Here is a 14,753-nt window from a genome sequence, read left to right as displayed (position 1 = left end):
CTAGAATCTTTTTCTAGACGTCGTTAGTTTTTCCATGGGGAGCGGAAGTTCACACCTTGCTTTGAGAGCAAAGGCAAATGTCCTTTTAATCGAGAGAGATAACAGTGCCAATCTCGGTTTGGTTTTTCTGTCCAGCACGCTTCTGCCATTGCCGTTAAACGGGGGAAAACCATGTAGTCCATGCGAGACTGGTTATTGATGATTTCAGACCATAAAGCGCATTGGATACCTAAAATCCGTTTTCTTATCGGGTCCGACTCTGGAATTTCAGCGAGAGGCTCATAGTGGTAAGCTTGAAGGAGTGGGATCACGCAAGCCCAATCCACACCTGGTTCTTCTGGCGCATAGTCTTGTGTCATGTCGAGATAGGTGTATTGCGCGGGTTGCAGTACGACATCAAAGCCTTGTCTCGCGCAATTTACTGCCGCTTCTTCACTCAACCATGAGTAGATAACCGTGTCTTTACTGACTTTGTTGCCATGCTGAGCTTCTTCCCATCCGACCATGCGTTTGCCTAAAGCTTTGAGTTTTTTCTCGGCATAGCGGAAGAGGTGCCCTTGTAACTCTTTGGTATCTTGATAGCCATGCTCTTGCATTAAGTCTTGGCATTTTTGACTCTGTGTCCAAACTCCATTAGGTACTTCATCGGCTCCCATATGAATGAAAGTCGCTGGGAATAATTGCGCTACTTCTTCAATAACGGCATCTAAAAATTGATATGTGCCTTCAAGTGCAGGGTTAAGCACGTTGTCTGAATAGTGCTGAATGCTGCGATAAGCGGTGGTGTCGTCTGTATCGACTAATAATTCAGGTAATGATTTAATCGCCGCGCGACAGTGACCGGGAATATCAATTTCTGGAATGACAGTGATTCCGCGCATCTCAGCGTAGGCGATGACATCTTTGATCTCTTGTTGCGTGTAGAACCCACCATACCGATTTGCTAGGTTTGTATATTGCGGTTCGATTCTTTCATTTACTCCGCGCCATGCTCCAATCTCAGTTAATTGTGGGAACGCTTTAATTTCGATTCGCCACCCTTCGTCATCCGTTAGGTGCCAATGGAAGGTGTTGAATTTGTAATGAGCAAGGTGGTTGATTAAGCGTTTTACTTGATCAACTGGATGAAAATGTCGCGCGCAGTCGAGCATCATGCCACGGTAACGAAAGCGTGGTGAGTCAGATATTTTGCAGTAAGGTACAGAGAGCCCTTGGCCGTCGCTATCACGAGTTATGAGTTGTAATAGTGTTGCGCAAGCATGTGTGAATCCAAGCGGAGTGCCTGACTCTAATCGAATGCCTTGACGATCAACATTCAGTACGTACTGACCTTCGTCTAAAGTCGGGTTACTTCTAAATAAAACATCGCCTTTACCAATCGCTTTGAAGTGATACTCGAACAAGTGCTCTAGCTCTTCCTGTAACCAAGTTGCAGCATGATCGGCATGCGATGCTTTTAGGGTTATCTGGCTATCACTTGAGAGTCGGTAATATCCATCAAAAAAGTTGGATTTATTGGGCTGTGGGATCAGCGCGACTTTGTTGGCTTCTACTTGAGGAATATCTTCCCGTTCCCGATAAGGTGAAGCGAGAACGATAGGGGTTATCACTACAGGAAGCAGCTCTTTATTCTCAGTGTTGTGGCTATTTGAACGATTGATTTGAATAAAAGCGTCATTGAACCCATCAGTCAGAAAGCGGAATGGGGCGGTTTGTACACTAAATTCACAATAGAAATGATGGTTAGCTTTGAGAGTCGCGACATCGGGCGTGACTGAACAGTAACAACCGATTTGCTCTAGTACACCTTGCGACAAACTATCAACTTGAATAAATCGGTCAAAAGCAAAATGCAGAGACCAATCTGTTAGATCTTGATCGCTTAAATTGTGTAGTGTTAATCCAAATCGGCAGTTCTGTTTCTGTTCTGAAAGAACCGCTAAATCAATACGATAATCCATACTTACTCCTAAGATCTCATCGCTTATCAATACAAGTTATGTTCGGGTTTTCCCGCGAACATAATTGCACCTTCAATCGCATCGAATTGAGGCTCAACGATCCATTGCTGAACCGGAGGAGAAAGCCATTTCACAATCCGTTCAGCAATACTTCCCATTAAACAGATACGCGTAGCTCCGCGTCTATTTAATGCCATTAAAAACATCTCTATGTCTGTTGCCGTTTGTTGCAACATCTCTAGTGCGAGTGGATCTGCTTGAAGGGCAAATTCAAAAATCGCAGGAGAAAACTGTCCATAATCTCGAGGAATCGCTTGTTTTGACCAAGCTACAATGTCATCAATACTATTATTGAAGTGCGCCATCACATGTTCGGATAGTGGTGTCTTTTCACGAATGCCATCTTCAGCGAGTAACACCTGTTGGATAAGGTGGAGGCCCATGACCGCGCCACCTCCTTGATCTGAAATTGGGAATTCGCGCCCGCCAACAACATGCTGCTGTCCATCTTGTAGATAGATGCCACATGAACCAGTCCCTGCAATCATGATGGCGCCGTTGTCACCGTTATGCGCACCAATACAAGCACCATAAGCGTCAGTATTGAGTGTGACGCTGGCAAAAGGGTGGTGCTGTTCCATGAACGCTTTCCATGCTGATTTTTGTTCGGCACCCGCAAGGGCAAGCCCAACATGCATTTGTGAAAAGTTGGATTCGGATAACCCACCTTGCAGGGCTGCTTCTTTGATTGCTTGAAGAATCGAAGCCATGGCCACATCAACGCCGAGTAAAATATTGGCACTGCCACTTTTAGCTTCGCCAATTAAACTCCCCACAGAGTTACGGATTCGCGCGCGACATGAAGTACCACCGCCATCAATACCAACATAGTAAAAGCTCATTATGATAGTTCCTCTGATTGTGAAGATGAGGTGTGATTAAATTGCGTCATAATTGCCAGTAGGTACCAAGCGCCATGAGGGATCCATTGTTCGCCCCAGCGCCAGTTCTGTAGCATGTCGTCTTTTTGACCGAGAGGATTAAAAGCAATGTCTTCTTCGTTATCAAAACCAGCAGTTATGCCGTTACAAATACCACCCTTAGCATTAAAGAAGCCCAATTGAGGGAGGTAGTTAGGGTTATTTTTTCCATGACCATCCAGCATCGACATATCGTAAGGGTTAAGGCCGACAATCCAGTTCAATGCGTTTTGAGCAAATTGCGTTAATTGTGTTTTTAGATCATGGCAATCCAAATGCTCTTGAGCGAGGTAAGCCATAGATGCAAGTGAACCTAAGCGAGCATTCTCACCTTGCCACCAGTAACCAGATTCATTGTCGTGAGCCACAAAAAAAGCATCTCGTTTGGCACTGTTTACTGATTTAACATATTGGCGAGGGTAACCAAAAGGATTGGTCACTTTGCTCGTGATGTTTATTTCAAAATGACAAGCGTTTTGAATCACTTTTTTGATTGGTTGGCTGAACATCACTTGAGTTTCGATTGTTAAGTATTCGCATAGGGCGATAACCGGTAAACCAGCCTCTGCGGCATGAAAATAAGGTCGAGAACCATCATTGTTGGCAGACCAGAAGTGTTGATTATTTTCATCTGACTGTTGACGTTGGCTTAACCGCTGAGCCCAATCTCTGGATTCGACAAGGTATTTACTATCATTAGTTGCTCGGAAAAGCTCGACACTGGCGAGTAGAGCACAGTACTCATCAATAATGTTTTCAACGCCATCGTCTATGTAGCGAGTGTTGAACTCTTTTAGGTGCCAGTAGCCTTTTTCGGCGGTTTCTTGGTAAATTTGTTGCGTATATTCACCATGAATATCTAAAGAAGACGCAGCTGCGAGAGCGGCAATAGAGACTCCGCCACCTTGTCTAAACCCTGCTTGGTAGGCACTGTTTTTATGACCGGCTTGAGTGGTGTATGAACAGATTTCTCGTTGGGAAATGTCTTTGCTCCACTTATCAAAAACAGTAGTGAAAAAGAAACCATCAGAGTGCTGCATACGAACAAGAAAATCAGCACCAAACAGCGCCTCTTCCTTAAGGCGGGTGCGAGAAAATGCAGCAAACTCTGAGTGTTTCGATAATAGTTTATCTCCTTTCAGCATGTTCCAAACCACCATTGGAATTTGCTGTGGGTTTAAGTAGTTCGCGTATGACAGATGGCTTAAATATTTACTCACATCGCCGGAAGCGTCGTACCAACCACCATGTACATCAACGGTTTCATTCGAGCCATAAAGTGGGACATTATGATCTTGTTGATCAAAGGTGCCACCGCAGCGTTGAGACTTAAAGTAGTGCAGTAAGTCAGAAAAAGTGCGCTGCATAAGAACGCTAGTCCCAATTTCAAATACTTCAGAACGGATATGATCAAATTTTAAATAGTAGCGACCAGGGTGAGTATGTAATGAGAAATCTAAGTGATAGAACTGACCTTGGTGCCATTTTGCGACTTGGCCATGTTGAGTTAAATGGTAACTCGCTACTGTGGTATGGTTATCAGCACAAACCAATAAAGCGATATCATTAGATAAGCGCTCCTTTTTAGTAAGCAAAATAGCCTGTTTAGGACCATTTGCTTCATAGCCAATATGGTTAGTCAGTAGCAGCATTAAAAACTCCGTACATTATTATTTTTGTTATTGTTTGTGTATGACATTCATTTTATTTTTGGTTGGAGCAACTCCTGAGGCAGTTCAAGAGCCGCTCCTGATTTATCATCTGTGAATCAACATTTGCGATTAACTTTCGTGTAAGTAACAGCGAGTAAAGTGATTCGGACCTAATTGAGTAACACTCGGCAACTGCTCTCTGCACTTATCCATTGCATGAGCACAGCGTCCAGCAAAAGGACAACCGATGGAGTTTGGTGTCCATAGTGGGATCTCGCCTTTATTCCCTTTTAACTTGGTATGGATAGATTTTTTAGGATCTGGTACCGCAGAAACAAGAAGTTGGGTATAGGGATGTTGAGGATTAGCAATGACTTCATCAGTATCACCCCATTCAACCATATGGCCGACATACATGACCGAAAGGTCTTCCGCGATATAACGAGCCGTGGCGATATCGTGAGTGATATAAAGTAGAGACATCTGTTTCTCGAACTTCATCTCTTCCATTAAGTTCAACACACCCGCACGAATCGAAACATCAAGCATTGAGGTTGGTTCATCAGCGAGTACCACTTCCGCCCCGACGGCAATATTTCGGGCTAAATTGACACGCTGACGTTGGCCTCCTGAAAGTTGGTGCGGGTATTTTTCCGCCGTCTCTTTCGGTGGGATCAAGCCAACTTGTTCTAGAAGATCATATACACGCTCTTCTAGCTCTTTTTTGTTACCTGGGGTGATCTTTTTATGGATCAACAGTGGTCGCGCAATGTGGTGAAAAATATTGTGCGTAGGGTTCAATGAGCCAAATGGGTCTTGCCATACCATTTGAACCCCTTCGCGGTAGTGCATTAAATCTTTTCGGCTAGTGATCTCTTGAATGTCACGGCCTTTATATTCGATGTTGCCGCCAGATGGTGCGTACATTTTCGCAATCATTTTTGCAGTGGTCGATTTACCTGAACCAGATTCTCCCACAACGGCCAAACCACGGCTTTTATACATCTTGAACGATACATCGTTGATCGCTCGCATCATTGGTTGTTGAAGGGCATTACTACTAATAGGGAAGTCTTTAATGACGTTTTTGCCTTCCACGAGCAGTTGACCAAAATCGTTACTCATAATTGTCTCCAGAAATTCTTTTATTACTGCCAATCGCTATTTTGCTACTGCAAGAGGATTGAATTTAAACTTTTGTCTGAGCAATTGAGTCACCGTAAAGGTGGCAGTTGGATAAACGGCCATGCTCAATTTGACGTAATGTTGTCGGCACTTTTGTGCACGCTTCATGAACGCGATTACAGCGAGATTGAAAACGACAACCCTGTGGGATTTCTAGTAAGTTCAGTGGATTACCAGGAATGCCTGTTAGTTTAGTTTTAGGTCCAGTAAGTGGAGGGAAAGAACTTCCCAGCCCTTTGGTATAAGGGTGGTAAGGGCTTTCTAGAATCTCTTTTGAAGGGGCAACTTCAATGAGTTCTCCAGAGTACATAATGCCAATTCGATCTGAGAACTCGACCATCAAAGAGAGGTCATGAGTAATAAATAGAATTGAGAATCCGAACTCTTCTTTTAGCGCATAAATTTTTTGTAGAATTTCACGTTGTACCACGACGTCTAGAGCAGTGGTTGGTTCATCCATGATGATCATTTTTGGATTAAGCGCGAGAGCGATAGCAATCACTAGACGCTGACGCATACCACCTGAGAATTGGTGTGGATAATCCGTAAGACGGCTAGGGTGAATATCAACAATTTCAAGTAGTCCTTGAGCGCGTTTAACCGCTTGTTCACGAGTCATATTGGTATGACGCATGATCACATCGCAAAATTGCTCTTCCATTGGTAGTACAGGGTTCAAAGCATTCATTGCGCTTTGGAACACCATTGACATCTCACTCCAACGGAATGATTGCATGCGTTCGTCACTGTACTCTAGGATGTTTTCGCCATTGAATATCACTTCCCCACCAGTAATGAATGCAGGCGGCTTATGTAAGCGCATTAGCGAAAACGCGACAGTGGATTTACCACAGCCAGACTCACCAGCAAGACCAAATACTTCACCTGGAGCAAGGTCAAAACTCACGTTGTTACATGCGCGGACATCGCCCGCGTCTGTGATGTAATCGACGCATAAATTGCGGATTGAAATTAGTGGTTCAGACATGATTATTTATCTCCGCTCCAAAGTGCATTTTGTGGTGGTAAAACAGGTGCTCGTTCAGATTTGTCTTGCTTAGCAAGCTTTTTCCAACGCTTCATACCTTTGTGTGAACGCAGTTGTGGGTTTGCGATTTCATCAACAGCAAAGTTAAGTAGAGCTAAGCCTGTGACCAGTAAAGTAATCGCAACACATGGAGCAATGAGTTCCCACCAAGCACCGATAAGCATTGATGATGAAGTTTGTACGTTGTAAAGCATGATGCCCCAGCTAATAGTGTTTGGATCACCCAGACCAAGGAATGATATGGTCGCTTCCATCATGATGGCGTACATCACGGAGCCGATGAAGCTCGCACCAACAATTGAAATTAGGTTTGGCAAAATCTCAACAAAGATGATGCGGAAAGAGGATTCACCTAATACTTCGGCGGCTTTAACAAACTCTTTTTCACGTAAAGCTAAGGTTTGAGAACGAACGACACGTGCGCCCCATGCCCAGGAGGTACAACCGATAATCAATGCTATGGTTAATGGCCCTGCCTCCCCAATGAATGCTGCAACCACAAAGAGAAGTGGATATTGAGGGATAACCAGCATGATGTTCATTGCCGCGGTTAATACATCATCGACTTTGCCTCCGAAGTAACCCGCTGATACACCGATAATGGTTGCTAGGAAACACACGGTTAAACCAGCACCAAAACCAACAGCAAGAGAGACGCGTGCTCCGTATACCACTTGAGACCAAATATCACGACCCATTCGAGAGGTTCCCATGACATGATCCGCTTTCTTAGACATGATCAGTGTGCGGCGATCGTCGGCTAAGTTTTCAGCAACCCATCCATCAGGGTTAGATTGAGCAGACTTTACGACAAAGCTTGGGTACTCATGAGGGTTACCTGTTCGCTTGTCTGGTGCGTGTTTAGTGATCAACGGTGCTGCCAGTGCGATGAATAGGAATACACTTAAAATGGATACTCCAATCAGAGCCATAGGGTTGCCCCCAATTAATTTAATAATGCCTTTCATGATTATTTACCTCCCTTACGTAGACGAGGGTCTAAGACAACGTAAAGCATGTCTGCTAGTAGGTTAAAGAACAGCATAAACAACGTCATAATAAGTAATTGACCTTGTAGTACTTGGTAATCACGAGCGGTGATGGCATTGAAAAGTACGCTGCCTAACCCTGGGTAGTTAAAGATAATTTCAATGATTAACTGCCCACCGATGGCCATACCTAGAGACATAGAGAGAGCGGTAACACTTGGAAGCATTGCGTTACGAGCTGCGTAGTTAAATACCACGCGGTTCTCACTAAGACCTTTACCTTTTGCCATGGTGATATAGTCTTCAGCAAGTAGGTTAATCATGTTGTTACGCATGTTGACGAGAAAGCCACCCACTTGAACGATAGAGGCACAAACTAGAGGTAGAAATGCATGGTAAGCAACGTCTTTGATAAATGCCCAACTTGTCCAATCAGGAATGGTTCCTGCTGTGTAGGCGTAGCCTGTTGGGAACCACTTTAAACCGATAGCAAAAGTGAACATGGCTAGCATCGCAATTACCACTTGTGGAACGGCTTGAATGATCAGTGTTCCAGGTGTTACGAAGGCGTCATAACGACTGCCACGGTGCCATGCGGCAAATATTCCGAGAACGGAACCCAGTGAAAACGATAAGATTACAGCTGTTCCCGCTAAGAATAGGGACCAACCAAATGCGCCACCTAATAGGGCATTAACTGAAAGTGGGTAAAACTGAATTGACGTTCCCAACTCCCAACTAAGGATGTTTTTCATGTAGGCAAAGTATTGCATCCAAATAGGACCATCAACGAAGCCTAATAGTTGTTTCATTGCCTCGATACGTTCTGGTGTAACTTGAACAGAAGCGTTCGCAAACATCATGGTAACGGGGTCACCAGGCATTGCTCGTGGAATAATAAAATTCAAAGTAGCTGCGACTAACAGCGCGATAAAATAAAATGACAAACGTCTTAAAAAATAACCCATAACTTACACCTTACTCACCCAAGTATTTTATCCCTGCTCTTGGTTTCAGGTCGTTCCTAGCGAAATTTGGAACGAAAAATCCCCTGACGACGAGCGTCATACTTTCAATTGAGAGTGTGGGGATTTTATAAGCGGTGTACGGGAGTACACCGCAAGGATTGAACGATTACTTATTTCACTGGTTTCAGGTCCAGTACGTGAAGTAGACGCTCTGGGATACCAGCCCAAATGTTTGGACGGCCTTTAGGATTTTCTTCATTCCACCAACCAGTGAAGCGAGTTGTGTTGTATTGGTACATGTAAGCACCAGACATCACAGGAATCGTAACTTGGTCAGCCGCGATGATTTTCTGAATACCATGAGCGATTTCTAGCTGCTCATTTTTATCTGCTGTTTTGTAGAAGCTGTTTAATAGACCATCTAGCTTGTTGTTTGTGTAGTAGTGCATCGCGAAACGAGGCATACCATCACCAGACTGAAGTGCAGAGTTGTATGCACTGTTCCAGTAAGTGTAAGGATCCGCACCGTGGAAGTAGTTTGTGTATGCTACGTCGTACGTACCTTCAAGCATCGCTTGGTTGTATACAGAGAAATCAGGCGTACGAGCTTTCGCTTTGATGCCGATTTCATTCAGTTGCTCTACTGCAAGTTGAACGGTGTTGTTGAAATCCGTCCAGCCGTTTGGCGACTGAATCATCAGCTCGAAAGATTTACCTGTTGGAGTATCTACAAAGCCATCGTTGTTTACATCTTTGAAGCCAGCTTTAGCAAGAAGTTGCTTAGCGCCTTCAGCGTTGTATGTGTTAAAGCCTTTGTATTTGTTGTGAGTCTTTTCATCAGACCATGCTTCGAATGCGTAGCCAAGGCCAGATGCGAAGTCATTCACTGTACCGCCACCGTAGAATGCGATGTCGATGATAGTTTGACGATCAAGTGCCATAGAGAATGCACGACGGAAATCAACGTTGTTCAGTGCTTCATTTTTCGCTGCATCTGGGTTTTTGAAGTTAACCACAAATGCTTGTGTGCCTGAAGGCGGGTACCAGTAGTGGTGCTTAGGACTTGCTGCTGCGTAAGTGCGGTCAATGTCTGGGACGAACGATGAAGTCCAGTCCATTTCAGAGTTGACGACTTTGCCTAAGAATTGGTCATTGTTTGCAATTTGTGGAACACGTAGACAGTCAACATCTAGGTTGTCTGCATCCCAGTAATTCGGGTTAGCACACTGGATGTATAGTTGAGCTGTGAAAGTGTCAATTTCTGTAAATGGACCTGAACCAACAGGGTTTTCATTGGTGAAACTTGCTGGATCTTTGATGTCTTTCCATACGTGCTTAGGAACTACTGGTACTTTAGCAATTTCGTAAGGAACGTTTGAGTTCGCTTCTTTTAGACGGAAACGGACTTGGTAGTCATTGAGTTTTTCTACACTAGAAACCCAAGAGTTGATGCCGCTTTGGTCTAGCTCTGGTTTCTCTTTTACTAAGTTGAAAGAGAAGATAACATCGTTTGCAGTAAATGCTTCGCCGTCAGACCATTTTACGCCTTTACGGATATCAAAAACGACACTCATTAGGTCGTCAGACATTTTGAAGTTTTCTGCCAAACGGAATACCGGAGTATTACCGTGCATTTCGTTAAACACAACAAGAGGCTCATACAAGAAGTCTGTTGTTGTATGAAGGTTCGTTGCACCTAGGTACGGGTTAAAGTTACGTACGAAAGTCGTAAACTCCTTCGGGTGGATAGTCAGTTCACTGCGTTCCGCGGCTGTCGCTACTGAGGCGAAACCTGTAGTAGCTGTCGCAATAATGGCTGTTGCAAGTGCTGTTTTTTTAATATTGGCAAGCATAGCTGTTCCTTACTATTTGCTTTCATTTCACTAATGGATTGGAATGTCATCAATTGATTAACACTCTCCAAGACCTACCTCTTTTTTACCTCCTGTTATAAAGGAGCGTATTTGAAAAAGATTGGCCTGTAGGTCTAAGACGTAACTAGAAGACACTTTATCGAGTGAATAATCAAATACCATTCCCGTTAAAAACGTCAAATCAGCAATCAACTCCGTCATAAACGTTAAAAATTCATTGTTTGCTTAATAATGAAGCGATTTTTCGCGGTTGATCTGACTCGCAAATCCATTTTCGAATACTTATTAAGTTGGTGAACACTTATCTTTTGGGCCTTTAAATATAATGGTTTAACCTTTGAGTGAATTAACGTAGATCTCGGTCACGCAGTGGTTCTACGTTAATTTATCGCGTGAATTTAAATCTGCCGTTCTGTTGTGATTAAGTTCGCAAAGTGAGATAACTGATGATGTTCTATGGAAACTATCGGTGATTTTTGTATCAATTTGGTCGGAATTATTGTGGCTTATGGTTCTTTTTTTATGAAGAGAAACAACCAACTTTCATAAGAGTAAAAATGGGAGGGTAGGTCATTGTCGAGTGTTAAAGATAAAAAAACCTGCATGTTTAATGCAGGCTTTATTCCTAAATAGAGCGAGTTAACTCGTTAACAGCTTTTGTAGTTTATCGCGTAACACTTCAATATGAGCTCGTTCTGGGCTCTGCTCTTTGCAATGTTCTAATATAAACTCAATTGAGCTTAATACCGTTCGCCAGCGAGGCGTTTTCGGCAGGGTTTCGACTCGTAGGTATTTGTCCAAGGTGCGGGTTTGTAGAGTGCTTCTGTCTAAATAGACGCGCCATAGACCACTCTGTTCGGCGAATGCAAATTTAGACTGATCGGTGACTCTCTCCCAGTAGTCGAGTGCGTTGGTCATTGCATCCACTAAGATTTCACGCATTAAATCTTGCTTGTTCATTCCTTCACCCACAGCTTTATCCGCAAGGCGAGTAAATTCACCGCCAAGCTCTTTAAGTTGCTGAAGTTTATTTTTATCGCCTTCAAAAGCGTAACTTGATAGTGCTTCTACTGCTGTCTCTAGGTTATTGATACGTGCCGCATTAACACCGCCCCCAATGTTAAATATATACATGGCATGCAAACCGGAGCCTTTTGCTAATTTAAGAATATCAGTAGAGATATGCTGTCGAATGTCTTCAACGTAGATATCGACGTCTCCACAATAATGCTCTTGCGTCACATTAAGGTATTTTGGAGCAATGATTTCATCGGCCATTGAGCGTTTAAGTTGTTCTTGAGAGCGTCTAAATAGCTTCGATGCCGCGTCATTGGCAAAGCGAATACGCATGTCATCTCGAATGCAGATAATAGCTTCTGGAGCTGATTCTAGTTGTTCAAGCAAGCGGCCTTGAGTTTCTAGTAAGTTCGCTTCGACCATTGCGCGGTGTTTTAACTCTAACTGTAATTGATCATTTTCAATTCGGCGGAGCTCGGCTTTGCTGGCCGTTAAATGGGCAATAATTCGAGCAGCAAGCTCCTGTTTGTTGAAAGGTTTAGACAAATAATCATTAGCACCAGCTTGGAAGCCTCGAATGCGGTCCTCCGTTTGGTTTAGGGCGGTTAACATTAAAATAGGAAGCTCGGCATGATCGTACTCTTCTCTTAATTTTTCGCACACCTGGTAGCCACTCATTCCTGGCATCATGACATCTAATAGTAATAACTCAGGCTTCTCCTGTTTAATCAGTTCAATAGTTTCTGGCCCATCATTAGCGGTGCGAACACGATAGCCTTCAAGGCGTAAGAAACTATCGAGGACATGTAAGTTAACAGGCTCATCGTCGGCGACAATAAGCAGAGGTCCATCGCTATTTTCAGGCAGTGCGGTACTTTCACCCTCTATGACATCAAAGGCATCGGGAGCCTTAAAGTGGTTGAGCGATGTCATGTTATAAGATGAGGCAATCTCTTCTTCATTCGCGATGGGCAGAGTGAAACTAAATGTGGTTCCTACCATAGGTTGGCTACTCACATACAGAGCTCCTCCCATTAATTCAATGAGTTGACGAGTGATGGATAGCCCTAAACCGGCTCCTTGACGATAGCGTCCAGCATCTTGACCTGCTTGAATTAAGGGTTCAAAAATATGCTCTAAATGTTCTGCAGGAATGCCTTGGCCTGTATCGACCACTTGCACTCGAACTGAGTCATCGACAATGTTGGCAGAGATAACAATCTTGCCTTCAGAGGTATATTTAATGGCATTACCAATTAAGTTATATAGGATTTGTTCCAATCGCTGAGGGTCCGCAGAAACGAAAGCAACGTTGGTGGTGATTTGGTTAATGATGCGAATGGGTTTATTGCCGAGTAAGTGATTGGACAGTTCCAACACCAAACGGGTCGCACTAGAAATATCAACGGCTGACTTTTGAATGTCCAAGCTGCCGTAGCGCATTTTATGGTAGTCCAGTAGGTCGTCGACTAATGTCGCAAGTCGCTGACCACTGTTAATGATAATGTCGAGCTGATATTTCTGATGGGCAGGGATCGGTCCATTCGCACCTGAAATGAGAGCTTCGGCAATGCCCACCATTCCGTGCAATGGTGTTCGTAATTCATGTGAAGTGGTTGCTAAGAATTCATCTTTGAGTTTATTTGCCAGTTGTAGATCGTCATTTTGTTTTTGGATTAACTTCAGGTTTTGCTCAAGTTCCTTGTTTTGACTTTCAATAAGTTGAATTTTTTCTCGAATGGAACGTTGCATACGGGAGAAGCTGATCGCTAAACGTCCAATTTCATCTTTACGGTCGGTATTGATGACATTCTCATCGAGATCTCCCGCGGACACTTTTTCTGCTGCCCAAGTGAGCTTTAAAAGTGGGGAAGTGATGAAGTTGGATAAATAGTGAGAGGCGATAAAAACTAAAATAATCGCGGTCAGCATGACAAGCACGAAGAGTTTTTCGAGCTGCTGAATTCGGGCGTAAGCTTCATTTTCAGGCAGTTCAACCACCAGTGCCCAAGTAGTACTTTTCAGTGCGATAGGAGCATAAGCGGCAATGGTGCTTTCGCCCTTAGCATTGATATAGCTACCGACCCCCGTGATTCCGCTTAACGCCTTATCAACAACTTTTAAACTGGTGTTGATGTCGTCTTGGCTATGCGCGAGGGTTCTGGGTAGGTGATCACTGCCAACTAATAGGGTTTGCATTGAGGAGGTTTTATTAATATCCGTAATTAACTTTGTAATGCCATTACTTGGGAGGCGCAACATTGCGTAGCTGTGTAGATACCCTTGCTGAACAATTGGCGCACCTAACCACGCTACCTGTTTTCCGTTCTCAATTAAAAAGTCCGACATAATCACAGGGGTGTAATCTTCATTGCTCTTGCGTTTAGATTGCACTTCATCAGCCAGTTTTTTAAAGGTAATGCCAAGGTTTGAGTCTTTATAGTGACCTGTCAGTAAATTGGTGCCGTAGTTATCATGTTTATAGGTGGAATAGGCGACATTACCTTCAAGATCTACTAATAGAATGTCATCAAAATCCGCACGTTTAAGCAATTCTAGATAAGCAGAGTGATAGCGTTTATGAAGTAGGCGATAACGTTCGCTTCCAACATAGCTGCTTGATTCTGGAAGGATTGATGTTTTTATTTGGTTGCCTGAACCTTTGATATATCGTTGCTGAGCATGGGCTCTCGCTTGATCGATATCCATCCCTAAGCGTTGAAAAGCGTTCACTAAGCCATAAAAACGCCCACCACTGGCATAGGCGAGTTCTGAACGAACAAAGCCCATCACTTCTGATTCTTGAGCTTGTAGATAATCAATGACTTGCTGTTGTTTTGTATCTCGAACCGATAAGAGGTGTGAGGTGTTTTGCTCTTGAAGATCGGTGCTGTGAGATTGGAGAAAAAAGACCGCAATCACAGTTAAAGGTGTGATACTTAAAACAAGAAAAGCCATCATTAAAGTATTCTGAAGGCGCTTGAATTTTTGCTTTCGATAGAACCTAAACATAAATAAGGCGTTAATTTCCGTGGCGGTTTTGACAACATTGACGAGGTAATCAAAACAGAGTGAAGGA

General features: G+C 43.6%; 9 protein-coding genes. All 9 read right to left on the bottom strand.

Annotation, left to right across the window (positions count from 1 at the left end; genetic code table 11):
* Nucleotides 1-23: 23 nt before the first annotated feature.
* Nucleotides 24-1,961 carry a beta-N-acetylhexosaminidase gene (locus tag FCV43_RS14225; protein ID WP_136995558.1) on the bottom strand — a complete coding sequence of 646 codons (1,938 nt, stop codon included), beginning with the start codon at nt 1,959-1,961 and terminating at the stop codon, nt 24-26.
* Between the two features lie 26 nt (nt 1,962-1,987).
* Nucleotides 1,988-2,863, bottom strand: coding sequence for an N-acetylglucosamine kinase (locus tag FCV43_RS14220; protein WP_017054134.1), 876 nt, complete (start codon nt 2,861-2,863; stop codon nt 1,988-1,990).
* Nucleotides 2,863-4,593 (bottom strand): glycoside hydrolase family 9 protein, encoded by a 1,731-nt coding sequence (locus FCV43_RS14215; RefSeq protein WP_136995557.1) that lies wholly within the window; start codon nt 4,591-4,593, stop codon nt 2,863-2,865. Before FCV43_RS14215 ends, FCV43_RS14220 begins: the two co-directional genes overlap by 1 nt.
* A 129-nt stretch (nt 4,594-4,722) precedes the next feature.
* Nucleotides 4,723-5,718: an ABC transporter ATP-binding protein gene (locus FCV43_RS14210; protein ID WP_017054132.1), complete on the bottom strand. Its 996-nt coding sequence runs from the start codon at nt 5,716-5,718 to the stop codon at nt 4,723-4,725.
* A gap of 64 nt (nt 5,719-5,782) precedes the next feature.
* The gene (locus FCV43_RS14205; RefSeq protein WP_017054131.1) at nt 5,783-6,766 is read right to left on the bottom strand and encodes an ABC transporter ATP-binding protein; all 984 of its coding nucleotides are present in this window, start codon (nt 6,764-6,766) and stop codon (nt 5,783-5,785) included.
* Nucleotides 6,767-6,768: 2 nt separating this feature from the next.
* Nucleotides 6,769-7,794, bottom strand: a complete 1,026-nt coding sequence (locus FCV43_RS14200) for an ABC transporter permease (RefSeq protein WP_113799212.1) — start codon at nt 7,792-7,794, stop codon at nt 6,769-6,771.
* A gap of 2 nt (nt 7,795-7,796) precedes the next feature.
* On the bottom strand, nt 7,797-8,783 hold the full coding sequence (locus FCV43_RS14195; RefSeq protein WP_136995556.1) for an ABC transporter permease: 987 nt from the start codon (nt 8,781-8,783) through the stop codon (nt 7,797-7,799).
* Between the two features lie 170 nt (nt 8,784-8,953).
* Nucleotides 8,954-10,636: an ABC transporter substrate-binding protein gene (locus FCV43_RS14190; RefSeq protein WP_136995555.1), complete on the bottom strand. Its 1,683-nt coding sequence runs from the start codon at nt 10,634-10,636 to the stop codon at nt 8,954-8,956.
* A gap of 660 nt (nt 10,637-11,296) precedes the next feature.
* Nucleotides 11,297-14,686, bottom strand: a complete 3,390-nt coding sequence (locus tag FCV43_RS14185) for a response regulator (protein ID WP_136995554.1) — start codon at nt 14,684-14,686, stop codon at nt 11,297-11,299.
* Nucleotides 14,687-14,753: the final 67 nt, after the last annotated feature.

The sequence above is a fragment of the Vibrio genomosp. F6 genome (genome assembly GCF_005146325.1).
GTDB lineage: Bacteria > Pseudomonadota > Gammaproteobacteria > Enterobacterales > Vibrionaceae > Vibrio > Vibrio cortegadensis.
This window is presented reverse-complemented; position numbering and strand designations above follow the sequence as displayed.

Coding starts and splice junctions, on each gene's coding strand:
- FCV43_RS14225 (WP_136995558.1), bottom strand. CDS start 1,961: ATGGATTATCGTATTGATTTAGCGGTTCTTTCAGAACAGAAACAGAAC.
- FCV43_RS14185 (WP_136995554.1), bottom strand. CDS start 14,686: ATGTTTAGGTTCTATCGAAAGCAAAAATTCAAGCGCCTTCAGAATACT.
- FCV43_RS14215 (WP_136995557.1), bottom strand. CDS start 4,593: ATGCTGCTACTGACTAACCATATTGGCTATGAAGCAAATGGTCCTAAA.
- FCV43_RS14200 (WP_113799212.1), bottom strand. CDS start 7,794: ATGAAAGGCATTATTAAATTAATTGGGGGCAACCCTATGGCTCTGATT.
- FCV43_RS14195 (WP_136995556.1), bottom strand. CDS start 8,783: ATGGGTTATTTTTTAAGACGTTTGTCATTTTATTTTATCGCGCTGTTA.
- FCV43_RS14220 (WP_017054134.1), bottom strand. CDS start 2,863: ATGAGCTTTTACTATGTTGGTATTGATGGCGGTGGTACTTCATGTCGC.
- FCV43_RS14210 (WP_017054132.1), bottom strand. CDS start 5,718: ATGAGTAACGATTTTGGTCAACTGCTCGTGGAAGGCAAAAACGTCATT.
- FCV43_RS14205 (WP_017054131.1), bottom strand. CDS start 6,766: ATGTCTGAACCACTAATTTCAATCCGCAATTTATGCGTCGATTACATC.
- FCV43_RS14190 (WP_136995555.1), bottom strand. CDS start 10,636: ATGCTTGCCAATATTAAAAAAACAGCACTTGCAACAGCCATTATTGCG.